Raw genomic sequence first — 23,350 nt, forward strand, 5'->3', positions numbered from 1 at the left:
TGGTCAGCTGACAAAGAGACGCACCTCTTCCGAGTGGTGGCGGTCGTGGTGGTGGCGGTGGCGGTCGTGCGCCTCGGCCAGCAGGTCCAGGCCTGGTGCGCTCGGCGCGGGCAGGTCTTCGGGCGGGGTGTCGGCGTGGTCCGCCGCCATGCGGGCCACCTCGTCGATGTCCGGCGCGAGGCGGGCCAGGACCGCGTTCACCCCGAACGGGTCCAGGCCGAGCAGCCGGATCGCGCCCGTCGCCGGGCCGGTCACCGCGTGGTACGCCACCACCTGCGCGGCCTCGAACGGGTCGCCCACCAGCACGCCGACGATCACGGGGTGGTGCGGCCGTGGCGTGACGCCGAGCAGTTCGGCCAACGCGGGCGACGGCCACGCTTTCCGCGCCGCACGGGCGATCCCGCGCCCCTGCACGCGGGAGGCGTCGCGCTGCGCGGGCGACGGCGTGCGGGCGTCCAGCTCGGCGTCCAGTTCCGCGTACCGGCCGCGACACGCGGCGGACGCGAACACCGCGCTCAGCGCACCGGCCGTGCGCAGCCTGCCGACCAGGAACGACCGCAGCGACGGCTCGTCGGTGACCGCCCGCCGCGCGACGGCTTCCTCCAGCCCGCCCGAGTGGACGTGCCCGCCGCCGGGGAAGCGGGAGTCCGCCAGCATCAGCGCCGCGAGGTTCATCAGAACAGGAAGTAGCGTTGGGCCATCGGCAGTTCCGCCACCGGCCGGGGCTCGACCAGCTCGCCGTCGATGCGCACGGAGAAGCTGTCCGGGTCCACCTTCACCCGCGGCATCGCGTCGTTCAGCACCATGTCCGCCTTGGTCACGCCACGCGTGTCCCCGACCGGCGACAGCGGCCGGGCCAGCCGCAGCACGTCCGCCAGGTCCGCGTCGATCGCCTGCTGGGACACGAAGTGCAGGCTGCTGCGCGCCGCCGAGTGCGCGCCGAACATCGGCCGGGCGAAGACCGGCTGCGGCGTCGGGATCGACGCGTTCGCGTCACCCATCGCGGCGTGCGCGATGAACCCGCCCTTGAGCACGAGCGCCGGCCGCACGCCGAAGAACTTGGGCTCCCACAGCACCAGGTCGGCCAGCTTGCCGACCTCCACCGAGCCGACCTCGTGGTCGATGCCGTGCGCGATGGCCGGGTTGATCGTGTACTTGGCCACGTAACGCCGGGCGCGCAGGTTGTCCGGCATCGCGCCGCGCCGCCCCTGCATGACGTGCGCGGTCTGCCACGTCCGGATGATCACCTCGCCGATCCGGCCCATGGCCTGCGCGTCCGAGCTGATCATCGAGATGGCGCCCAGGTCGTGCAGGACGTCCTCGGCCGCGATGGTGGTCGGCCGGATGCGGCTCTCCGCGAACGCCAGGTCCTCGGGCACGGACGGGTTGAGGTGGTGGCAGACCATCAGCATGTCGAGGTGCTCTTCGAGCGTGTTGACGGTGTGCGGGCGGGTCGGGTTGGTCGAGGACGGCAGCACGTTCGGCTCGGACACCACCTGGATGATGTCCGGCGCGTGCCCGCCGCCCGCGCCCTCGGAGTGGTAGGCGTTGATCGACCGGCCGGCGATGGCGTCCAGGGTGGACTCGAGGAAACCGGCCTCGTTCAGCGTGTCGGTGTGGATGGCGACCTGCACGCCGGACTCGTCCGCGACGCGCAGGCAGGCGTCGATCGCGGCGGGCGTGGTGCCCCAGTCCTCGTGCAGCTTGAAGCCGCCCGCGCCGCCCCGGAGCTGTTCGCGCAGCGCGTCCTCGCGGGTGGTGTTGCCCTTGCCCAGCAGCAGGACGTTCACCGGCATGTGGTCCATCGACGCGAGCATCCGGCCCAGGTTCCACGCGCCGGGCGTGACCGTGGTGGCCTTCGTGCCCTCGGCCGGTCCGGTGCCGCCGCCGATCAGGGTGGTCAGGCCGGACGCGATCGCGGTGTCCACGATCTGCGGGCAGATGAAGTGGACGTGGCAGTCGATGCCGCCCGCGGTGAGGATCTTCCCGTTGCCGGAGACGATCTCGGTGCCGGGGCCGATGACGAGCTCCGGGTCCACGCCGTCCATGGTGTCGGGGTTGCCCGCCTTGCCGATGCCGACGATCCGGCCGTCGCGCACGCCGACGTCCGCCTTCACCACGCCCCAGTGGTCGAGCACGACCGCGCCCGTGATGACGAGGTCCGGCGCGCCCTCGGCCCTGGTGGCGACGCCTTGGCCCATCGACTCGCGGATGACCTTGCCGCCGCCGAAGATCACCTCGTCGCCCGCGCCCGCGCCGCGGCTGCGGTCCTCGGTGACCTCGATCAGGATGTCGGTGTCGGCGAGCCGGATCCTGTCGCCGGTGGTGGGGCCGAGCAGTTCGGCGTAGCGGTCGCGGCTGATGTGCGTCACCAGTCCAGCTCCCCGGCCAAGTCGGGCCGCAGACCGGGCACGCGCCGCGCGCCCGCCAGCGGGACCAGCGTCACCTCGCGTTCGACGCCCGGCTCGAACCGGACCGCCGTGCCCGCCGGGACGTCCAGCCGCTTGCCCCACGCCGCCTCGCGGTCGAACTCCAGCCCCGGGTTGACCGCGGCGAAGTGGTAGTGCGAGCCGACCTGCACCGGGCGGTCCGCGGCGTTGACCACGACGAGCGTGGTGCGCGGGCGGCCCGGGTTCAGCTCGACCGGCTCCGCACCGGTGACGATCTCCCCCGGCACGATGGCGCTCATCGGACCTCCTCCGCTCGGGTTCACACGATCGGGTCGTGCACGGTCACCAACTTGGTCCCGTCCGGGAAGGTCGCCTCGACCTGCACGGACTCGATCATCTCGGGCACCCCTGCGAGGACCTGGTCACGCGTGAGGACGTGGCGACCGCTGTCCATCAACTCGCTCACCGTGCGGCCGTCGCGGGCGCCTTCGAGCACGTGGTCGGTGATGAGGGCCACCGCTTCCGGGTAGTTCAGCGCGACGCCGCGCTCCAACCGCCTGCGCGCGACGTCGGCCGCGACGTGGACCAGCAACTTGTCCCGCTCGTGCGGCGTCAGGTGCATGGCGGTGGTCTACCACGGGAAACCCCCGGGACCGCCGAGCCGAAACAAGGCGTTAACGATCGACTCGACGACCGCCCCTGCTCTGAATCGGTTCCTTGATCGTGACCGACGACACGCGTACCCGCGATTGCCAGTGCGTCTTCCGGGGAGCAAGGTTTCTCCAACTCTTCACTTTCGCGGAGAAGGAGCGCACAGCGTGGTGCAGACCGAGGACGACGGTTTCCGGCCAGGTCTCGAAGGCGTGGTCGCCTTCCGCACCGAGATCGCCGAACCGGACCGCGACGGTGGCGCCCTGCGCTACCGGGGCGTGGACATCGAGGACCTCGCCGGCGAGGTCACGTTCGGCAACGTGTGGGCGCTGCTGGTGGACGGGCGGTTCGGCCCCGGCCTGCCGCCCGCCGAGCCGTTCCCCATCCCGGTGCACACCGGTGACGTCCGGGTCGACGTGCAGGCCGCGCTGGCCATGGTCGCGCCGATCTGGGGCTACCAGCCGCTGCTGGACATCACCGACGAGCAGGCGCGCGAACAGCTGGCGCGGGCGTCCGTGATGGCCCTGTCGTACGCGGCGCAGTCCGCGCGGGGCATCGGGCGGCCCGCCGTGCCGCAGCGCCGGATCGACGAGTGCACCACCGTCACCGAGCGGTTCCTCACCCGGTGGCGCGGCGAGCCCGACCCGGCGCACGTCAAGGCGCTGGACTCCTACTGGGTGTCGGCCGCCGAGCACGGGCTGAACGCCTCCACGTTCACCGCCCGGGTGATCGCCTCCACCGGCGCGGACGTCGCGGCGTCCATGTCGGGCGCGATCGGCGCCATGTCCGGCCCGCTGCACGGCGGCGCGCCCGCGCGGGTGCTGCCGATGATCGAGGAGGTCGAGCGGACCGGCGACGCGCGCGGGTTCGTGAAGGGCATCCTCGACCGGGGCGAGCGGCTGATGGGCTTCGGCCACCGGGTGTACCGGGCGGAGGACCCGCGGGCGCGGGTGCTGCGGCGGACGTGCCTGGAGCTGGGCGCGACCCGGTACGAGGCGGCGGACGCGCTGGAGCAGGCGGCGCTGGCCGAGCTGCGGGAGCGCCGGCCGGACCGGGCGATCGAGACGAACGTCGAGTTCTGGGCCGCGGTGATCCTGGACTTCGCCGAGGTGCCGCCGCACATGATGCCCGCGATGTTCACCTGCGCCCGCACCGCCGGGTGGTCGGCGCACATCCTGGAGCAGAAGCGCACCGGCCGGCTGGTCCGCCCGGCCGCGAAGTACGTCGGCCCCGGCCCGCGCAAGCCGTCCGAGGTGCAGGGGTGGGCCGAGATCGCGTGACGTGACCGGTCGGGTGACCGGGTCGGGCGGGTTCGGCGGGCGTGGCGCTCGCCGGGCCCGCCCGACCGCGTCGGGCACGTCACGGCGCCGGCCCGCCCGTGACCTCCGATCTGGGCGTTTCCACCCCGCTTGGCGTGACCCGGAACACCCGGATGTCACCGCCCGGCCACGCGGCTGCAACACTGGAGGCCCGGCAACGGCGCCGGTCGTGCCGTCCCCCTCCCCGGTAACCGGAGGCTTCGCGATGACCCAGACCGCCGACCCGACCACGTTGGTCCTGCCCTCCGACCTGCAGCCGTCCGACGGCAGGTTCGGGTGCGGGCCCTCCAAGGTCCGTCCCGAGGCCCTGGCGGCCCTCGCGGCCGACGGCGCCGCGCTGATGGGCACCTCCCACCGGCAGAAGCCGGTGAAGTCCCTGGTCGGCTCCGTGCGCGCCGGTCTGCGGGAGCTGTTCTCGCTGCCCGAGGGCTACGAGGTGGTCCTGGGCAACGGTGGCACGACCGCGTTCTGGGACGCCGCCGCGTTCGGCCTCGTCCGCGAGCGCGCCCAGCACTTCACCTACGGCGAGTTCTCGTCGAAGTTCGCGAAGGTCACCTCGGACGCGCCGTTCCTCGGTGACTCGATCGTGGTCAAGGCCGACCCGGGCAGCGCGCCCGAGATCGCCTACGCCGAGGGCGCCGACCTCGTCGGCTGGGCGCACAACGAGACGTCGACCGGTGTCTCGGTGCCCGTCTCCCGGCCCGCCGGCTCCGACGGCGCGCTCGTCGCCATCGACGCCACCTCCGGCGCGGGCGGCCTGGCCGTCGACGCGGCGGACTTCGACGTCTACTACTTCGCGCCGCAGAAGTGCTTCGCCTCCGACGGCGGGCTGTGGATCGCGCTCATGTCGCCGGCCGCGCTGGAGCGCGTCGCGGAGATCGGCGCGTCGGGCCGCTGGGTGCCGGAGTTCCTGTCGCTGACCACGGCGCTGGACAACTCCACCAAGGACCAGACGTACAACACGCCGTCGCTGGCCACCCTGTTCCTGATGGACAACCAGATCCAGTGGATGCTCGGCAACGGCGGCCTGCCGTGGACCGTGGAGCGCACCGCCGACTCGTCGTCGCGGCTGTACTCGTGGGCCGAGGCCACCTCGTACACGTCGCCGTACGTGGCCGACCCGGCGCACCGCTCGCAGGTCGTCGGCACCATCGACTTCGACGACACGGTCGACGCTTCCGTGGTGGCGAAGGTGTTGCGCGCCAACGGGATCGTGGACGTCGAGCCGTACCGCAAGCTGGGCCGCAACCAGCTGCGGGTGGCCATGTTCCCGGCGGTCGAGCCGACCGACGTGAGCACGCTGACCAAGGCCGTCGACTGGGTCGTGTCGAAGCTCTGAGCCGCGTTCCGCACCGTGTGCCGCACCGAGGGGCCCGCCGAGCCGGCGGGCCCTTCGGCGTTTCACCGACCCGTCGACCCGCCGACCGGGGACTTCGGGAACCCGCACTCGGCGCGGACCCGTGCCGCGCCCGGCTCGGCGCAGTGGCGCCAAGGCTGTTCGAGCCGCTCCGGCGGCTGCGCGGAGGATGAACTCTCCGTAACGGACGTGCGGTCGCCGACGACATACGGCAAGATCACACGAAGATATCGGTGAACACGGCGAGTCTCCCGCGTCAAGGCGGCGCGCCGCATTAACGTCAGTACCTGGCGAGGTGAGTCATCCGGGAGGCCATGATGCGAGCGTTGCGAGTCATCGGGCTCGAAGACGACGGCAAGACCGTCATCCTAGAGGACCCGGATCGCGGCGAGCGCTTCGCGCTCCCGGCCGACGAACGGCTGCGCGCGGCGGCGCGCGGCGACCTGACCCGACTCGGACAGATCGAGATCGAGGTGGAGAGCCAGATGCGGCCACGCGAGATCCAGGCGCGGATCCGCGCCGGCGAATCCGTCGCGCAGGTCGCGGCGGCGGCGGGCATCCCCGCCCACCGGGTCGAGAGGTACGCGTACCCGGTGCTGCTGGAGCGGTCCCGCACGGCGGAGCTGGCGCAGCGCGCGCACCCCGTCCGCGAGGACGGGCCGGACGTGCAGACGCTCGGCGAGGTCGTCGCGCACTCGTTCGGCCTGCGCGGCCAGGAGTACGCGGACGTGAGCTGGGACTCGTGGCGCGGTGAGGACGGCCGGTGGGTCGTCCAGCTGCACTGGACCGCGGGCAGGTCGGACAACCTGGCGCACTGGGCGTTCCACCCCGGTGCGCAGGGTGGCACGGTGACCGCGTTGGACGACGGCGCCATGGAGCTCATGGACCCGAACCCCAACCGGACGCTGCGCACGGTCCGGCCGGTGACCCAGCTGGCCCGCCAGGCGCTGGAGCTGGAGAAGCTGGAGGAGCCGGAGATCCTCGCGCAGGAGCCGGCGCCGCAGCCCCCTCCCGCACCGGAACCGCTGCCCGTGGTGGAGCCGGAGCCCGCACCCGCGGCCGAGGAGCCACCCGCGCCGACGGCGCCGCCCCAGCCCGCGGCGGGTGCGGGGGCCAAGCAGCCGGCGCGCAAGGAAGCACCGCCCAAGCGCGGCAAGAAGAACCACCCGATCGTGCCGTCGTGGGAAGACGTCCTGCTGGGCGTCCGCTCCAACCGCGGCTGATCGGTCGAACGGACCAGTCGGGCAGGGCCTCCGCCGAAGCGGGGGCCCTGTTCGCGTAGTCGTACTCAAGACACCGCCCCGGTCGTGCTCGACCATCACCCCCATGGGGGAACTGACGCGGCGGGTCGTCGGGGTCACCGGCACGGGCGCGGTCCTCGGCCTCGGCTGGTGGCTGCTCCACCTCGCCGTGACGGCCGACTGCGGGACGACCTTCCTGGGCTGCACGATCGTCACCGTGCTGCTCGCACCGGCGTGGGCGGTGGCGGGCTGGCTCGCGGCCTGGTTCGTGCTGGACCGGCGGCAGGTCGACCGGCCGGGCGTGACGGCGGCGGTGGGCGTCGTGGTGGCGTTGGTGCTCGGCGTGATCACGGCGCTGCGGGACATCCCGTTCTCACCCTGGGCGGTGCTGCTGGGCGCGGTCTCGTTCCTGTTGGCCGCACTGCTCGCGGCGTGATCGGTTTATCGGGAGTGATCACGCGGGTAACCGGTCGTCATGCTGGGACGAGTGGTCGTCGGTGCGGCGCTGGGTGCCGGGTTGGGTGCGGCCTGGTGGGGCCTGCGGGAGCTGATCGCGTCCGGTGCGATCTGCTCGAAGGACGACTGGGACTGCCTGGCGATGGGCCTGTTCGCGATGCCGATCAGCATGGTCGTCGGCGTCCTGCTCGGCTGGGTCGTGCTCAAGGCCGCGCGCCAGGAACGCCCGCTCGGGTTCGCGGCGGTCGGCGTGACGTTCACCGCCGTGCTCACCCTGCTGACCATCTGGGTGTCGGTGCCCGCCGGTTCGGTCCTGGCCGGTGTCATCGGGTTCGTGCTGGCGGCCCCGGTGACAGCACGGCACCCCGTCGGCCACACTTCCGCACGTGACTGACACCCCGCACCGCGCCCCGGGCGGCTTCGCGTTCAAGGTGCTCGTGCGCGTCCTGGTGTCGGCCGCCGTCGGGTCCGGGCTGCTCATCGCCTGGATCTGGGCCTACCGCGCCGGGCTCCTCGACCGGGTCGTCAACGAGACCAGCCTCGGCGCGTTCATCCTGCTGATCGTGGTCGGCCTGCCGATCGCGCTGCTGGTCAGCGCCCTGCTGGCCGGGCCGGTGCTGTGGCTGCTGAAGGTGCGCCCGGTGTGGCCGATCGTGCTGACCGGGCCGATCCTGCTGGGCCTCGCGCACTACTTCAAGCTGCCCGAGCAGTTCGCCGACGTCGGCGACAAGTGGACCGTGCTGACCTTGTTCGCCGGCGTCAGCTACGGCGTGGCCGGGCTGATCACCGCGCCGACCATGCTGCGCAAGAAGTAGCTATCCGGGTGACGGGACGGCGTCGAGCACCGCTTCGTCGAAACCCCCGAACCGGCACCACTCGGCTGCGTCCTCCCTGCTGATCGGCCTCGCGCCCTCGGGTCGAGCGCCGCCCAGCACGTCCCAGCCGTCCGGCGCGAGCACGTGCAGCCGCCCGCCGCGCACCGCCAGGAGCCGGCCGCGCGGGAACGCCATGGTCGGCTCGGCGCGCAGGAACCGCACCTCCATCTTGACCTCCACCTATGTCGAGCTTGCAGGGTCGGACGCGGGAAAACCGGATGCCGATTGTCGGTCCACCTTCGTACCGTCAGGGGTGGACCGGAGGGGGACTCGTGTCGGAAGAACGTACTTCCACAGCCGCGACACTGCGCAGGCTGTGGCCGTACCTCAAACCCGTGCGCACACCGGTGGCGCTCGCGATGGCCGCCACCATGCTCGCGATGATGTGCGGGCTGGGCATCCCGCTGATCACCCAACAGATCGTGGACGGCCCGATCGCCGGCCGCGACCTCGACGCGTTGCCGCTGCTCATCGGCGTCGTCGCCCTGCTCGGCTGCGCCGAGGCGGCGCTGTTCTACGCCCGACGGAAGCTGATCGCCGGACCGGCGTCGGACGTCGAGGCGCGGATGCGGGCCGAGCTGTACCACCACCTGCAGGACCTCCAGGTGGCCTTCCACGACCGCTACCAGTCGGGGCAGCTGCTGTCCCGCGCCACCACCGACCTGACCCAGGTGCGGCGGTTCGTCGGCTTCGCCGTCATCTTCCTGGTGGTCAACAGCCTGGTCGTGGTGGTCGGGCTCGGCGTGCTGTTCTGGCTCTCGCCGGTGCTCGGGCTGATCGTGCTGACCAGCACGCTGCCGCTGGTGGCGCTGTCGTACCTGTTCGAGTCGAAGTTCAAGGTCGTCGCCCGCCGGGCGCAGGACCAGTCCGGCGACCTGACCACCGTGGTCGAGGAGTCGGTGCTGGGCATCCGGGTGCTGAAGGCGTTCGGCCGCGGGCCTCACCTGTCCAAGCGGTTCCTCCGGCAGGCGCGGGAGCTGCGGGACACGGAACTGGCCAAGGTGCGGATCTTCGCCGGGCTGTGGGCGGTGCTGATCGTGCTGCCGGAGCTGGGCATCGCGGGCCAGCTCGCGTTCGGCTCGATCGGCATCGCGAACGGCACGGTCACCGTCGGCACGCTCGTCGCGGCCGTCACGGTCAGCGCCTACCTGCGCTGGCCGGTCGACTCGATCGGGTGGTTGTTGGCGGAGACGAACTCGACCGCGTCGGCGCTGGAGCGGTACTTCGAGGTGATCGACGCCGAGGTGACCGTGACCAGCCCGGCGGACCCGAAGCCCGTGGCCACGCCGGTGCTCGGGCACGTGCGGTTCGAGGGGGTGCGCTACCGGCACCCCGGCGCGGAGCACGAGGTGCTGCGCGGCGTCGACCTGGACATCCGGCCTGGCGAGACGGTGGCGCTGGTCGGCGCGACCGGCTCGGGCAAGACGACGGTCACCGCGCTGGTGCCGCGTCTGGCGGACGTCACGGACGGGCGCGTCACGCTCGACGGCGTGGACGTGCGCGAGCTGGACCTGGCCGAGCTGCGCCGGGTCGTCGGCACGGCGTTCGAGGAGCCGATCCTGTTCTCCGCGAGCGTCACCGAGAACGTGGCGCTCGGCGCGAAGGACGTGGGCGGGAAACGGGTCCGCGAGGCGTTGGAGGTGGCGCGGGCCGAGGAGTTCGTGGACGCCCTGCCGTGGGGCCTGGACACCCGGATCGGCGAGCAAGGGCTTTCCCTGTCCGGCGGCCAGCGGCAGCGGCTGGCGTTGGCGCGGGCGGTCGTCGGGCACCCGGCGGTGCTGGTGCTGGACGACCCGCTGTCCGCGTTGGACGTGCACACCGAGGCCGAGGTGGAGGCCGCGCTGCGCCGCGTGCTCAAGGGCGTGACGGCGCTGGTCGTCGCGCACCGGCCGAGCACCGTGCAGCTGGCCGACCGGGTGGCGATGCTCGTCGACGGCCGGATCGCGGCCACCGGCACCCACACGCAGCTGTTGGCGGACAACGAGGAGTACCGGAACCTGTTGTCCACTATGGAGGATGAGGAGGTGGCGGCGTGACGACCACCGAGCCGACGGCGCAAGGCGAGGAGGAGTGGCGGGGCGTCGCCGCCGAGGACGTCGACGTGGACCACGCGACCGGGGTGAAGTTGCAGGCCCGGTCGCGGCGGCTGCTGGGCGAGCTGGTCCGCCCGCACACCAGGGCGGCGATCCTCGCGCTGGTGATCGTGGTGGCGGAGAACCTGGTCAACCTGTCCGGGCCGCTGCTGATCGCGGCGGCCATCGACGCCGGGGTGCCCGCCGCGCTGGACGGCCGGCCGGACACCCTGGCGTGGTGCGTCGGCGGGTACGTGGTGGCGGCGATCACCGCGACGCTGCTGCGCTGGTCGTTCGTCCGGCTCACCGGCCGGATCGGCCAGGACATGCTGCTGGTGCTGCGGGAGCGCGTCTTCCGGCACGTGCAGCGGCTGTCCGTCTCGTTCCACGAGAAGTACACGTCCGGCAAGGTGATCTCCCGGCTGACCAGCGACGTCGACTCGTTGCAGGACCTCGTGGAGGAGGGCCTGGACGGGTTCTTCACGTCGATGCTGTCGCTGCTCGGCATCTCCGTGGTGCTGCTGTACCTGGACGTGCCGCTGGCGCTGGTGGTGCTGTCCGGGTTCCTGCCGCTGATCCTGCTCACCCGCTGGTTCAACCGCCGCTCCGGCCACGCCTACCGCGGCACCCGCGGCGCGATCGCGAAGATCATCGTCCAGTTCGTGGAGACCATGAACGGCATCCGCGCGGTGCAGGCGTTCCGCCGCGAGCGCCGCAACGAGAAGATCATGGGCGAGCTGAACGGGCGGTTCCGCGACGCCAACACCGACGCGATGGGCGTGATGGCGGCGTTCACGTCGCTGGTGCGGGTGATCGGCAACCTGTCGCTGGCGGTGATCCTCGCCTGGGGCGCGCTGCGGGTCGCGGGCGGGCAGCTGGAGCTGGGCGTGCTGGCCGCGTTCACGCTGTACGTGCGGCGGTTCTACGACCCGTTCGACCAGCTCGCGATGTTCGCCAACGCCTACGCGTCGGCGACGGCGGCGCTGGAGAAGATCTCCGGCCTGCTGGAGGAACGGCCCGAGGTGCCCGAGCCGGAGGAGCCGACGCCGCTCGGCGACGTGCACGGGTCGGTGCGGTTCGACCACGTCGGGTTCCGGTACTCGGACACGACACCGGTGGTGCTGCCGACGTTCGACCTGGCCGTGCCCGCCGGGCAGACGGTGGCGCTGGTCGGCGCGACCGGCGCGGGCAAGACCACGCTGGCCAAGCTGGTCGCCCGGTTCTACGACCCGACGTCCGGCGCGGTGCTGCTGGACGGGGTCGACCTGCGGTCCGTGGCCGACGTCGACCTGCGGCGCGCGGTCGTCATGGTGACGCAGGAGAACTTCCTGTTCGACGGGTCGGTGGCGGAGAACATCGCGCTGGGCCGCCCGTCGGCGACGCGGGACGAGATCGAGGCGGCGGCGCTGGCGGTCGGCGCGGACGGGTTCATCCGGGCGCTGCCCGAGGGCTACGACACCGACGTGCGCAAGCGCGGCGGGCGGCTCTCCGCCGGGCAGCGGCAGATGGTGGCGTTCGCGCGGGCGTTCCTGGCCGACCCGGCGGTGCTGGTGCTGGACGAGGCGACGTCCAGCCTGGACGTGCCGACCGAGCGCGCGGTGCAGAGCGCGCTGGAGACCGTGCTGGCCGACCGGACGGCGTTCATCATCGCCCACCGGCTGTCGACGGTGATGATCGCCGACCGGGTGCTGGTGCTGGACGACGGCCGGGTGGTGGAGGACGGCACGCCCGACGAGCTGATCGGCGGGCGCGGCCGGTTCGCCGCCCTGCACACCGCCTGGCGGGAGTCCCTGGCGTGACCGGTCGGGGCAGGAGTCGTCAGGGCAGGAGTCGTCAGGGCAGGAGTCGTCAGGGCAGGAGTCGTCAGAGCAGGGTGTTCAGCAGGAGGGAGAGCCAGGCGGCGAGGACACCCGCGACGACGCCGTAGGCGACCCACCGCCACACCGGCGTGTTGCGGGCCAGCCACACGGACGGTGCGATGCCGCCGACCACCAGGGCGTTCGCCAGCAGCGCGAGCCACTGGCTGGTCTCACCGAGGCCGACGGACAGGGTGAACACGGTGAACGTCACCACGGCGGCGGTGATCAGGGTGACGGTCAGGCCGGTGCCCCAGGGGGTTTCCTCCTCGGGCTCCGGCGCCTCCTGGCCGGCCTCCGCTTCCTCGACCGACTCCGGCCCGGTCCCGGCTTCGGCTCCGGCCTCGGCTTCGGACTCGGGGGGCGCGTCGACGACGACCAGCTCACCGGTCACGGGATCGGTGTACTCGACCGGCGTGCGCATGTCGGCGGCCAACCGGCCCGCCAACTGGCGCCCGCGCCTGGTCACGAGGGCGCTCGCGGCGCCGTCGGACGGCGTGTCGGTGCGCACCACCGCGTCCGCCACCTTCGCCCACTCGTGCAACGCGTCGGCGAGGCCTGCGCCGAGCGGGAGGGTGTGGGGGTCGACTTCCCGCTCGCCCGCGTCGTCGCGGCCCGCGAGCACGGCCTTGCCGTCCTGGACCCGCAGTTCCACCTACGTCCTCCTCTGCTCGGTCAGAACCTAGCGGCTCAAACGATCGCGTAGAAGGCGATCGCGGCGGCCGTCGCCACGTTCAGCGAGTCCACCCCGCCCGCCATGGGGATGCGGACGGCCACGTCGGCCGCCGCGATGGTCTCCTCGGTGAGCCCCGGACCCTCCGAACCGAGCAGCACGGCGACCTTCCGCCCGCGCAGCCCGGCGTCGGCCAAGCCGGTCGCGTCCGCGCGCGGCGTGAGGGCGGCGACCGTGAAACCGTTGTGGCGCAGCAGTTCGAAGCCCTCGGCTAGGTCCGGCACCGACGCGAACGGCACGCGCAGCACGTGACCCATCGAGACGCGGACGCTGCGCCGGTACAGCGGGTCGCTGCACCCCGGGCCCAGCAGCACGCCGTCGATGCCGAGCGCGGCGGCGTTGCGGAACAACGAGCCGAGGTTCTCGTGGTCACCGACGCCTTCCAGCACGGCCAGCCGGCGGGACGACGCGACGAGCCCGGCGAGGTCCGGTTGCGGTGCGCGGTCGGCGGCGGCCAGCACGCCCCGGTTGAGGTGGAACCCGACCACCTCGGCCATGACCTCGGCGGACGTGACGTACGCGGGGGCGGGGAGTTCGCCCAGCGCTTCCACGCGGCGGCGCACGCCGAGCAGCGCGCGCACCGGGAAGGGCGAGTCGAGGAGGCGTTCGACGACCACCACGCCCTCGGCGATCACCAGTCCCCGTCCGCCGGGGCGGTCCGGCCGGCGGTCTGCCGTCGACAGGTCCCGGAAGTCGTCCAGCCGGGGGTCGGCCGGATCGTCGATCTCGATCACAGGTGAAGTGTCCCACACGGCGATAACCAGCACGTTCTCGCTGATTGTTACCAGCACGTGACAGAGAGCACCGATTTGGACGCTGGCGGGCCGGTAATTGCTGTGTCACGGTTGGCCTCCGCTAAGCCCGCCGGAGCAGCCCTTACCGATTGGGAGGCGGCATGGGTACGGATGTGTCCAGTCGGACGTTCACCAGAGAGGACCGCCAGCGCTACCGCGAGCGCATGCAGCGGTGCATGGACGCCCTGGGAACCATGCTGGTGGAGGAGAGCTTCTCCTTCCCCCGACAGCAGATGGGGCTGGAGATAGAGCTGAACCTGGTCGACGGCGCCTGCCGGCCCGCGATGGCCAACTCCGAGGTGCTGGAGAAGATCGACGACCCGTCGTTCACGCTGGAACTGGGTCAGCACAACCTGGAGGTCAACGTCCCGCCGCGCGAGCTGGCCGGGAACGAGACGCTCGACCTGGAGCGGGAGCTGGTCTCCACGCTGGCGTCGGCCGACGACAAGGCGCACGACGCCGGGACGTCGATCGTGATGATCGGGGTGCTGCCGACGTTGCGGCAGGAGCACTTCGAGCGGCGGTGGCTGTCGCAGCAGGCGCGGTACACGACGTTGAACGACCAGATCCTCGCGGCGCGCGGTGAAGAGGTCGTGCTGTCCATGGAAGGCGCGCCGCTGCCGGGCCGGGCGGGCGAGAAGCTGTCCAGCTACGCGGAATCCATCATGCCGGAGGCGGCGTGCACGTCCGTGCAGCTGCACTTGCAGGTCGCGCCGGACGACTTCGCGGCGCACTGGAACGTGGCGCAGGCGTTGGCCGGGGTGCAGGTGGCGATCGCGGCGAACTCGCCGTTCCTGCTCGGGCGGGCGCTGTGGCACGAAACCCGGATACCGCTGTTCCTCCAGGCGACGGACACCCGCACGCAGGAGCTGAAGAACCAGGGCGTCCGGCCGCGGGTGTGGTTCGGCGAGCGGTGGATCACGTCGATCTTCGACCTGTTCGAGGAGAACGTGCGGTACTTCCCGGCGTTGCTGCCGGAGACCGGTGACGAGGACCCGTTGGACGTGCTCGGGTCGGGCGGCACACCGTCGTTGACCGAGTTGCGGCTGCACAACGGGACCGTGTGGCGGTGGAACCGGCCGGTGTACGACGTGGTCGACGGCGTGCCGCACCTGCGGGTGGAGAACCGGGTGCTGCCGGCCGGGCCGACGGTGCTCGACACGATGGCCAACGCCGCGTTCTTCTACGGCGCCCAGCGGGCCCTCACCACCCTGGAACGTCCTTTGTGGACACAAATGTCGTTCCACGCGGCGGAGGAGAACCTGTACGCCGGCTCACGGCACGGCATGGGCGCGCAGCTCTACTGGCCGGGCATCGGCTGGGTGCCACCGGACGAACTGGTCCTCCGCCGACTCCTGCCGCTCGCCCATGACGGGCTGCGCGCGTGCGGCGTGTCCGACGCGGCGCGCGAACGCTACCTCGGGGTGATCGAGGCGCGGTGCCTGGCGCGGCGCACGGGGTCGCAGTGGCAGCGCGACACGGTGGCGCTGCTGGAGGAGCGGGGGGCCGACCGGGACACCGCCCTGAGAGCCATGCTCGAGCAGTACGTCGAGCTGTCGCACGCCGGCGAACCCGTCCACACCTGGCCCGTGGGCTTGTAACCCGCTCGTCAGCCCGCCGCGCTGTCGAGGCGCGGCGGGCACGTCCGGGGTCGTGGTGGCGTGGCGTGCTGCCGTGGAGGGCGGGACGCCGGTCAGCGGCGGCGGCCGGCTTTCAGGGGCGCGACGTCGGCGCCGTCGTGCGAACTGCGGCACTCGTCCGGCGTGACCGCCTCCACCGCGAGGGTCAACATGCCCTTCACGCCGGTGTAGATGCTCTCGCCCGCGGACGCGAGGGAGGCGTGCACCCGGTTCGAGTCGGAGAAGTCCCGCTCGTCCTTGGCCCGCTTCTTCCCGGCCTCCTCGGGTTTCGTCGCGCTCCGCAGGTTGACCTCCAGCCACGCCGCGACCTCGGTCGGGGTGGTCAGGACCTCTTCCGGCGTCCGCTCCAGGCGCTCCTGGCGCGGGGAGGCGTGGTCGAGCGACGTGTGCTCCACATAGGCGTGCCAATGTGTGTTGCGCAGTGACCACGTCTGCTCGATCGGCCAGTCCTCCTCGGTGCCCATGCGCCTATCTTGCCAGGCTCCGCACGTCCAAGGTGTGGTCAACCCCCACGGCGGAGGCCAACCGCCGGTCGTGGGTCACCAGCAGCAGCGTGCCCCCGTAGTCCTCCAGCGCCTGTTCGAGTTGTTCGATCGCGGCCAGGTCGAGGTGGTTGGTCGGCTCGTCCAGCACCAGGCACGTCGTGCCCCTGGCCTGGAGCACGGCCAGCCCCGCCCTGGTCCGCTCGCCCGGCGACAGCGAACGCGCGGGCCGCAGCACGGCGTCCGCCCCGACGCGGAACTTCGCCAGCAACGTCCGCGCCTCCACCTCCGCGAGGCCGGTCTGGGCGGTCACGACTTCCAGCACGGACTCGGGCACGGCGAAGTCGGCGCGCACCTGGTCCACCTCGCCCACCACCACCGCCGGCCCCTGGGCGCGATCGCCCGCGTCGAGCGGCAGACGCCCCAGCAGGGCTCCGAGCAGCGTGGACTTGCCGGAACCGTTGGGCCCGGTGATCCGCCACCGCTCCCCCGCGCCGACGGTGAGGTCGATCGGCCCGAGCGTCACGTCACCGCGGCTCACCACCGCGCCGCGCAACGTGAACGCGACCTGGCTGCCCCGTCCCGCGCTCGGCAGCGTCAACCGCAGCTCCCACGGCTCGCGCGGCTCCTCGACCTCCTCCAGCCTGGCCAGCTGACGGTCCACAATGGACGCCTTGGCGGTCAGGTTCTCCGCGCCCTGCTTGCGGAAGAACTTGATGAACTTGTCGCTCTCGTCCGACTTCGCGTTGCGCCGCACGCCCTGCCGCGACCACTCCCGCGTCTGCCGGGCCCGCTGCGTCAACGTGTCGCGCTTCGCCGCGTACGCCTCGTAATCCTCCTGCGCCCGCCGCCGCGCGTTGGCCTGCTCCTGGAGGTAGGCCTCCCACCCGCCGCCGAACACGGTCACGCCGTGGCTGAACTCGTCCAGCTCGGCGATCGCGGTCGCGGTGCGGGCCAGGAACTCGCGGTCGTGGCTGACCAGGACCATGCCGGCGGTGCTGCGCAGGACGTGCGATTCGAGCAGGTCCAGCCCGTGCAGGTCGAGGTCGTTCGTCGGCTCGTCCAGCAGCAGCACGTCGGCCGTGGTCAGCAGCACGGCGGCGAGCCGGAGCCGCGCCGACTGGCCACCGGACAGCTCACCGGAGCCGCGTTCGTCCAGCAGGGTCGCGGGCAGGCCGAGCCGGTCGCACACCTCGTCGGCGCGTTCGGTGAAGTCGGCGGCGCCGGACGCGGTCCACAGGTCGAACGCCCGCGCGTAGGCGTCCTCGGCTCCCGGCGTGCCGTCGGTCAGGGCCTGCGTGGCGCGCTCGAACTCGTGGACGGCGGACGCGACGCCGGTCCGACGGGCCAGGTGGTCCCGCAACGATTCACCGGGCCGGATGTCGGTTTCCTGGGTCAGGTGGGCGACCACCCCGCGCGCGGTGACGGTGCCCGTTTCCGGTGTCAGCTCACCCGCCAGCACCCGCAGCAGGGTCGACTTGCCGACGCCGTTCGGCGCGACCAGGCCTACGCGTTCACCTGCGGGAACATCGAGATCCACCTCCGAGAGCACGATCCGGGGACCGAAGGACAGCGTCACGTTCCTGGCTGTCAACACGGTCCGATCGTGACAGGACCGCCCGCGGACGGCATCCCGTTTTCCGGTCTCGTCCCGGGCGCGACGAGGCCCCGCCTCCCGGTGGTACGGCCGGGAGGCGGGGCCTCGTCTGTTCCCGAACTGACTGCCGCTCCCACCACGAAGCGACGAGACTTAGGTTAGCCTAACTTCTGTCGTCGCACCAGTCCTGCGCACGAAACCGCGCGCGACCAGCTCGACCACCACCGCGATCGCCACCGCCTCGACCGCCAGCAGGCCCAGCAGCACCACGAGCTGCAACGCGCCCGCCTGCCACACCGGCGCACCACCGAGGAGCATCCCGACGAACGCGCCGGGCAACGTCACCAGGCCCACCGTCCGGGTCTGGTCCAGCGCCGGGATCAGGGCCTCCGCCGCCGGCTGCCGGATCAGCTCGCGCACCGCGACCGGTTCGCCGAACCCGAGCGCCAACGCCGCCTCGTACTCCCCGTGCCGGTCCCGCAGCGTGTCGAGCGACCGGCGGACGGACAGCGTGGTGGCGGTCATCGCGCCGCCGATGAGGATGCCGCCGACCGGCACCAGCGCGATACCCCGCAACGGCACCAGGCCGCTCGCCACCAGGGCCGCGATCGCCGGCACCGTACCGGCGAGGATCGCGGCGGCCACCCACGCGCCGCGCCGGCCCGTCTTGGTGCGCGCGGCGGACGTGCCCGTGGCCACGGCCGCCATCAGCACCAGGAAACCCGCCGTCAGCGGCAGCGACGCCAGCACCACGGTGATCACCGCCGACACCGCCGCCAGCTGCGCCGCCGCCCGCACGGCCGCCCGCACCACCGGCCGGGGCGACGCCAGCCCGGCCCACCGCACCACCGCGCCGGCGACCGCGGTGAAGATCAGACAGACGACGAGCAGCCGGACCCAGTCCGTTGCGATGACCACCCGGCCATTGTCGGACGCGCCGCCGCCTGCCGTGCGTTCAGCGGTGGTCCTGCGGTCAGCGCCGTCGTGCGGTCAGCGCCGTCCTGCGGTCAGCGCCGCCGTGCGGTCAACGCCGCCGTGCGGTCAACGGCGGGCGCGGCGGCGCAGGCGCAGGCGGTACGCCGGCAGGGTGATGCCACCCCGTCGGGCCAGCACGATCCCGCCCACCACGGCCACCACGATCGACACCGCGCCGCCGAAGACGATCGGCGCGCGGGCGGTGAAGTGCTCGGCGAGCCAGCCCATGACCGGTCCGCCGACCGGCGTGCCACCCAGGAAGACCAGCATGTAGAGGCCCATGACCCGGCCGCGCATCTCCGGCGACACGGCCAGCTGCACGGTCGCGTTCGCGGTGGTCGTGAACGTCATCATGGCGATCCCGACCGGGATCAGCATCGCCCCCGTCAGCCACATCGTCGGCATCAGGCCCGCCACGACCTCCAGCACGCCGAACGCCAGCGCGCCGATGATCAGCAACCGCAGCCTCGGCTTGCCCCGCGTGCTGCGCCGGGCGGCGAGCGTCGCACCCGCGAACGTGCCGATGGCCAGCATCGTGGACAGCAGCCCGTACGCGTCGGCGTCACCGCCGAAGGTGTTGCGGGCCAGGACGGCCAGCGTGACGAAGAAGTTCAGCCCGAACGTGCTGATGAAGAACACCAGGACCAGCAGGATCACCAGGTCCGACCGCTGCCGCACGTACCGCAGGCCCTCGCGCAGCTGGCCCTTCTCGCGCGGCACCGGGTCCAGCCGGTACAGCTTGGCGGCGTTCATCAGCAGGAGGCCGAGCAGCACAGCGGCGAACGTGACCGCGTTGATGATGGACACCCAGCCGGTGCCGATGACGACGATCAGCACACCGGCGACCGCCGGGCCGACCATCCGGGCCAGGTTGAACGTCATCGAGTTCAACGCGACGGCGTTGGTGAGCTGGTCGCGGCCGACCATCTCGACCACGAAGCTCTGCCGGACCGGCGTCTCCACCGCGCTGACCGCGCCCATCAGCAGGCACAGCGCGTAGACGTGCCACAGCTGCGCGACCCCGGTGACGTCGATCAGGCCGAGGGCGAGGGCGCACAGCGCGAGCGCGCTCTCCAGGAACAGCAGCAGCTTGCGCTTGTCCATCCGGTCGGCCAGCACACCGGCCCACAGCGAGAGGAACAGCGTGGGTGCGAACTGCAACGCGGCAGCGACGCCGAGCGCCACGGCCGAACCGTCGGACAGCTCCAGCACCAGCCAGTCCTGCGCGACGCGCTGCATCCACAGGCCGATGAGCGAGACGACCTGGCCGGACGCGTACAGGCGGTAGTTGCGGACGCGGAGCGAACCGAACATGCCGGAGCGCTGCGGTTTCGGACGTCGGGACGGGGGTGCGGCTGTGTTGCGATCGAGCTGATCGGTCTCTGCCCCACCCGCGTACGCCGGCACGTCGTTACTGCCCCGCCATCCTGTCGATTATCTCGGCGGCGCGCGACAGCACGCCCCGTTCCTCCGGTGTCAGCTCGGCCAACCGCTTGTCCAGCCAGGCTTCCCGGGCGGACACCTCTTCGTTGATGTAGTCGAGCCCCGTCGCGCTCAGCTCCACGATGGCCTGGCGGCCGTCGGTGGGGTGCGGGCGGCGCGTGGCGAACCCGTACTCCTCGAGAGCCGCTATCACCCTGGTCATCGACGGTGGCTGGACGCCTTCCTTGGCGGCCAGCTCGCCCGGCGTCAGCGGTCCGCACTTGTGCAGCGTGGACAGCGCGGACACCTGGGTGAGCGAGATCGCGGAGTTCACCCGCTGCGCGCGGAGTCGACGGGTCAGCCGGACCACGGCCAGCCGCAGTCGGCTTGCCAGTCCCGCTTCCGCCTCGGTCTCCGTCACGTAGTTAGCATACCTCACGATCTCGCCGCCCAGGATGTGAACTCCTCCATTCAGCCCGCGAGAAGGGCCTGGATCGGTCCGATGCCGAAGTAGACGACGAACGCCGCCGCGACGACCCACATCAGCGGGTGCACGCTGCGCGCCCGTCCGGTGAGCGCGCGCAGCACCACGTAGCTGACGAACCCCGCGCCGATGCCGTTCGCGATGGAGTACGTGAACGGCATGACCACGATGGTGAGGAACGCGGGCAGGCCGACGGAGAAGTCCGTGAAGTCGATCTCCCGGATCTGGATGATCATCAGCGCGCCGACGATGACCAGCGCGGGCGCCGCCGCCTCGATCGGCACGACCGCGTACAGCGGGGTGAGGAACATGGCGGCGAGGAACAGCAGGCCGGTGACGACGTTCGCCAGCCCGGTCCGCGCGCCCTCCGCGATGCCCGACGCCGACTCGATGTAGACGGTGTTGGACGACGACGACGCCGCCCCACCCGCGACCGCGCCGACACCGTCGACGAACAGGGCCTTCGAGACGCCCGGGAGCTGACCGTCCTTGCCGATGAGGCCGGCTTCCTTGCCCAGGCCGGTCATCGTGCCGACGGTGTCGAAGAAGTCGGTGAGCACCAGCGTGAAGACGAGCAGCGCGGCGGCGAGCGCCGGAATCCTGGTCCACGCGCCGAAGGAGACGTCACCGAGGAGGGAGAGGTCCGGCAGGCCGAACACCTGGTCGGGGAGGGCGGGGTAGCCGAGGTTCCAGCCGGAGGGGTTCACGCCCTTCGACGGGCCGACCTTGACGATGGCCTCGATCACGATGGACAGGACGGCGGCGGCGAGGACGCCGATGAGGATCGCACCCTTGACCTTGCGGGCGACCAGGATGCCGGTGAGGACGAGTCCGACGACGAAGACGAGCGTCGGCCACGAGGCGATCGAGCCGTTGATGCCGAGGCCGACCGGCACCGTCGTGCCCGCCGCGTCCGGCAGACGGCGCACGAAACCCGCGTCGACCAGGCCGATGAAGCAGATGAACAACCCGATCCCGACCGCGATGGCCGCTTTGAGCTCGGCGGGGACGGCGTTGAACACGGCGGTCCGGACGCCGGTGACGACCAGGAGGAGGACCACGAGCCCGTTGACCATGACCAGGCCCATCGCCTCGGGCCAGGACATCTGCGGGACGATCGTGACGGCGACGAACGAGTTGATGCCCAGGCCGGTGGCGAGGGCGAACGGGTAGTTGGCGACGAGGCCGAAGAGGATCGTCATGACACCGGCGACCAGCGCCGTGACCGCCGCGACCTGCGGGATGGTGAGGATGTTGCCGAGCACGTCGACCTTCGCGCCGGGGTCGTCGGCGGCGAAGCTGCCCAGGATCAGCGGGTTCAGCACGACGATGTAGGCCATGGTCACGAACGTGACCAGCCCACCGCGCACCTCCCGGCCGACCGACGAGCCGCGTTCGGAGATCTTGAAGAACCCGTCCAGCTTGGAACGGGCCGGGCCACCGGCGGGCGTGTCGGCGGCGGGTGTCTCGGCGGTGGCCATCGCGTCTCCTGGGTCTGTGCGGCTCGGGCTGGGCAATTGTGCGGCCAGGCGGGGGTGCCGTCGGCTGAGCAGGCAGAGCGTGCCCCACCCGTGTTTCAGCGAGGTAGCCTGCCGGACGTGGCCGAACAGGACGCAACACCCCTCCCGCCCCCACCCCCGCTACCGCCCAGGCTGGCGGATCCGGTGCCCGCGATCGTGGCGGGCACGGCGCTGTGGTTGCTGGCGCTGGTCGGCGTGCTGCTGTTCGGTCGGGACGACACGGTCCTGGTGTGGACGTGCCTCACCGGCGGACTGCTGGGGATCATCGGCTACGGCGTGTTCGCCTGGCAACGGTCCGCCGCCCGCCGAGGCAGCCGCACCGCCCAGCAGGGCCAGGGTCTGGACTGACGCGCGGGGCTCGACAATCGCATTCATCCCTCAGTGCGATCGATGACGGTGCGCATTTGTTTTCGACCGATTTTCTTACACGGTCGAGTGATGACCTGCGAATGCCTGTTCGACTATTGTTCGAGGTATGGATGTTTCGCCGGTGTTGTTGACCGAGGACGACGTGTTCGCCGCCATCGCGGAGGCGGAAGCGTCGATTCGGGCATCGCACCGGCGGCGGCTGGAATTGCTGGCACAGGTGTTGCGGTGTGGTTATGACCTGGATTCGTACCGGGCTTTGGTGCGGGCGAATCCGGCGGAGGTGAAGCAGTGGATCGCGCAGGTGGAGTTGTTCCTGCCGTCCACCACACCGACCGGGCAGCCGCTACCGCCGCTGTACCGGGCCGCCGGCGCGGCACTGGCCGAAGGGACGTTGTCGGAGGGCCATCTGCGGGAGTTGACGAGGGCCGTCACGACGTTGAAGTTGCCGGACTGGTCGGAGGAAATCCTGGTCGAGGCGGCCGGGTCCGTGGAGCCGAAGGTGGTCCGCCAGCTCGCCGACCGCATCCGGGACCGGGTCGAGCAGGACTCGGTGGACGAGCTGGACGAACCTGCGGCCGAACCGGCGGACGTGTTGTACGTGCGGGATCTGCCGGGTGGACGGGTGGAGTTCTGGGGTGAGGTGTCGGCGGAGACCGGTGCCCGGTTCACCGCGATGCTGGAACCACTCGCGACGCCGCGTCCGGAAGGGCCGAAGGACCGGGCGCACCGGTTCGGCGAGGCCTTCGCCGACATCGTGTCGCTCGCGTCGCGGTCGGGTGACCTGCCGTCGGAGGCGGGGGAACGTCCGCACATCAGCGTCACGGTCGACCTGGAGACGCTGCGGCGGGGTGTGGGGCACGCGGTGTTGGACGGCGACCGTTACCTGAGTGCCGCCCAAGCTCGGCGGATCGCGTGCGACGCGAAAGTTCTCCCCGTGGTGATGGGCAGCGATTCCGAGGTAATGGATTTGGGGCGGACGAAGCGGACGGTGAGTGTCGCGCAGCGCAAGGCGCTGCATGCCCGGGATCGGGGATGTGCTTTTCCGGGGGTGCGCCACGAGGCGCTGTCAACCAATGTGGAGGTGAAAGACCTGCACCGCTGTTATGTCGCACCATAA

Annotated in this window: 24 protein-coding genes; 11 read left to right on the forward strand and 13 right to left on the reverse strand. The window is 71.7% G+C overall.

The window, feature by feature from the left end:
* Positions 1–3: 3 nt before the first annotated feature.
* From OQ02_RS36965 to OQ02_RS36980, 4 genes are read right to left on the reverse strand one after another with little or no spacing between them, the layout of a single operon-like run.
* A complete protein-coding gene (locus tag OQ02_RS36965; protein WP_033443341.1) occupies positions 4–675 on the reverse strand; it encodes an urease accessory protein UreF in 672 nt (223 codons plus the stop codon).
* The gene (locus OQ02_RS36970; protein ID WP_033443342.1) at positions 675–2,372 is read right to left on the reverse strand and encodes an urease subunit alpha; all 1,698 of its coding nucleotides are present in this window, start codon (positions 2,370–2,372) and stop codon (positions 675–677) included. Before OQ02_RS36970 ends, OQ02_RS36965 begins: the two co-directional genes overlap by 1 nt.
* The gene (locus tag OQ02_RS36975) at positions 2,369–2,680 is read right to left on the reverse strand and encodes an urease subunit beta (RefSeq protein ID WP_033443359.1); all 312 of its coding nucleotides are present in this window, start codon (positions 2,678–2,680) and stop codon (positions 2,369–2,371) included. The genes OQ02_RS36970 and OQ02_RS36975 overlap by 4 nt, the downstream gene beginning before the upstream one ends.
* Positions 2,681–2,709: 29 nt before the next feature.
* Positions 2,710–3,012 (reverse strand): urease subunit gamma, encoded by a 303-nt coding sequence (locus OQ02_RS36980; RefSeq protein ID WP_033443343.1) that lies wholly within the window; start codon positions 3,010–3,012, stop codon positions 2,710–2,712.
* 196 nt (positions 3,013–3,208) lie between these two features.
* On the opposite strand from OQ02_RS36980, the gene OQ02_RS36985 reads away from it, so the two are divergent.
* From OQ02_RS36985 to OQ02_RS37010, 6 genes are all read left to right on the forward strand, one after another.
* Complete coding sequence (locus OQ02_RS36985; protein WP_033443344.1) at positions 3,209–4,321, forward strand: citrate synthase 2; 1,113 nt, start codon at positions 3,209–3,211, stop codon at positions 4,319–4,321.
* Between the two features lie 244 nt (positions 4,322–4,565).
* On the forward strand, positions 4,566–5,699 hold the full coding sequence (gene serC, locus OQ02_RS36990) for a phosphoserine transaminase (protein WP_033443345.1): 1,134 nt from the start codon (positions 4,566–4,568) through the stop codon (positions 5,697–5,699).
* A gap of 335 nt (positions 5,700–6,034) precedes the next feature.
* Positions 6,035–6,940 (forward strand): septation protein SepH, encoded by a 906-nt coding sequence (gene sepH, locus OQ02_RS36995; RefSeq protein ID WP_033443360.1) that lies wholly within the window; start codon positions 6,035–6,037, stop codon positions 6,938–6,940.
* A gap of 103 nt (positions 6,941–7,043) precedes the next feature.
* Entirely contained in the window at positions 7,044–7,394 is a 351-nt protein-coding gene (locus OQ02_RS37000) for a hypothetical protein (protein ID WP_033443346.1), read from the forward strand.
* 39 nt (positions 7,395–7,433) lie between these two features.
* A complete protein-coding gene (locus tag OQ02_RS37005) occupies positions 7,434–7,808 on the forward strand; it encodes a hypothetical protein (RefSeq protein WP_033443347.1) in 375 nt (124 codons plus the stop codon).
* Complete coding sequence (locus tag OQ02_RS37010; RefSeq protein ID WP_033443348.1) at positions 7,801–8,229, forward strand: hypothetical protein; 429 nt, start codon at positions 7,801–7,803, stop codon at positions 8,227–8,229. Before OQ02_RS37005 ends, OQ02_RS37010 begins: the two co-directional genes overlap by 8 nt.
* On the opposite strand, the gene OQ02_RS37015 is transcribed toward OQ02_RS37010, so the two are convergent.
* Positions 8,230–8,469, reverse strand: coding sequence for a hypothetical protein (locus OQ02_RS37015; protein WP_231500393.1), 240 nt, complete (start codon positions 8,467–8,469; stop codon positions 8,230–8,232).
* Positions 8,470–8,624: 155 nt separating this feature from the next.
* On the opposite strand from OQ02_RS37015, the gene OQ02_RS37020 reads away from it, so the two are divergent.
* Together OQ02_RS37020 and OQ02_RS37025 are read left to right on the forward strand one after the other, a co-directional pair.
* Positions 8,625–10,325, forward strand: coding sequence for an ABC transporter ATP-binding protein (locus OQ02_RS37020; RefSeq protein ID WP_231500394.1), 1,701 nt, complete (start codon positions 8,625–8,627; stop codon positions 10,323–10,325).
* Positions 10,322–12,160: an ABC transporter ATP-binding protein gene (locus tag OQ02_RS37025; RefSeq protein WP_033443350.1), complete on the forward strand. Its 1,839-nt coding sequence runs from the start codon at positions 10,322–10,324 to the stop codon at positions 12,158–12,160. Before OQ02_RS37020 ends, OQ02_RS37025 begins: the two co-directional genes overlap by 4 nt.
* Positions 12,161–12,224: 64 nt before the next feature.
* On the opposite strand, the gene OQ02_RS37030 is transcribed toward OQ02_RS37025, so the two are convergent.
* On the reverse strand, positions 12,225–12,872 hold the full coding sequence (locus tag OQ02_RS37030; RefSeq protein WP_033443351.1) for a DUF2537 domain-containing protein: 648 nt from the start codon (positions 12,870–12,872) through the stop codon (positions 12,225–12,227).
* 35 nt (positions 12,873–12,907) lie between these two features.
* Positions 12,908–13,684: a TrmH family RNA methyltransferase gene (locus OQ02_RS37035; protein WP_156077542.1), complete on the reverse strand. Its 777-nt coding sequence runs from the start codon at positions 13,682–13,684 to the stop codon at positions 12,908–12,910.
* Positions 13,685–13,845: 161 nt separating this feature from the next.
* On the opposite strand from OQ02_RS37035, the gene OQ02_RS37040 reads away from it, so the two are divergent.
* Positions 13,846–15,345, forward strand: coding sequence for a glutamate-cysteine ligase family protein (locus OQ02_RS37040; RefSeq protein ID WP_033443352.1), 1,500 nt, complete (start codon positions 13,846–13,848; stop codon positions 15,343–15,345).
* Positions 15,346–15,437: 92 nt separating this feature from the next.
* On the opposite strand, the gene OQ02_RS37045 is transcribed toward OQ02_RS37040, so the two are convergent.
* From OQ02_RS37045 to OQ02_RS37070, 6 genes are all read right to left on the reverse strand, one after another.
* Positions 15,438–15,848 (reverse strand): hypothetical protein, encoded by a 411-nt coding sequence (locus OQ02_RS37045; RefSeq protein ID WP_033443353.1) that lies wholly within the window; start codon positions 15,846–15,848, stop codon positions 15,438–15,440.
* A gap of 4 nt (positions 15,849–15,852) precedes the next feature.
* Positions 15,853–17,463 (reverse strand): ABC-F family ATP-binding cassette domain-containing protein, encoded by a 1,611-nt coding sequence (locus OQ02_RS37050; RefSeq protein ID WP_033443354.1) that lies wholly within the window; start codon positions 17,461–17,463, stop codon positions 15,853–15,855.
* Positions 17,464–17,616: 153 nt separating this feature from the next.
* The gene (locus OQ02_RS37055; protein ID WP_051773268.1) at positions 17,617–18,381 is read right to left on the reverse strand and encodes an ABC transporter permease; all 765 of its coding nucleotides are present in this window, start codon (positions 18,379–18,381) and stop codon (positions 17,617–17,619) included.
* A gap of 123 nt (positions 18,382–18,504) precedes the next feature.
* Complete coding sequence (locus tag OQ02_RS37060; RefSeq protein ID WP_063747222.1) at positions 18,505–19,845, reverse strand: MFS transporter; 1,341 nt, start codon at positions 19,843–19,845, stop codon at positions 18,505–18,507.
* Between the two features lie 4 nt (positions 19,846–19,849).
* On the reverse strand, positions 19,850–20,299 hold the full coding sequence (locus tag OQ02_RS37065; protein WP_197043668.1) for a MarR family winged helix-turn-helix transcriptional regulator: 450 nt from the start codon (positions 20,297–20,299) through the stop codon (positions 19,850–19,852).
* Positions 20,300–20,331: 32 nt separating this feature from the next.
* The gene (locus tag OQ02_RS37070) at positions 20,332–21,825 is read right to left on the reverse strand and encodes an NCS2 family permease (RefSeq protein ID WP_051773269.1); all 1,494 of its coding nucleotides are present in this window, start codon (positions 21,823–21,825) and stop codon (positions 20,332–20,334) included.
* A 117-nt stretch (positions 21,826–21,942) separates the two neighbouring features.
* Here OQ02_RS37070 and OQ02_RS37075 point away from each other — a divergent pair, with 117 nt between their 5' ends.
* Entirely contained in the window at positions 21,943–22,212 is a 270-nt protein-coding gene (locus tag OQ02_RS37075; RefSeq protein ID WP_081916207.1) for a DUF2530 domain-containing protein, read from the forward strand.
* A 127-nt stretch (positions 22,213–22,339) separates the two neighbouring features.
* A complete protein-coding gene (locus tag OQ02_RS41710; RefSeq protein ID WP_081916208.1) occupies positions 22,340–23,350 on the forward strand; it encodes a DUF222 domain-containing protein in 1,011 nt (336 codons plus the stop codon).

The sequence above is a fragment of the Saccharothrix sp. NRRL B-16314 genome, from assembly GCF_000716595.1.
In the GTDB taxonomy this organism is placed as follows: domain Bacteria; phylum Actinomycetota; class Actinomycetes; order Mycobacteriales; family Pseudonocardiaceae; genus Actinosynnema.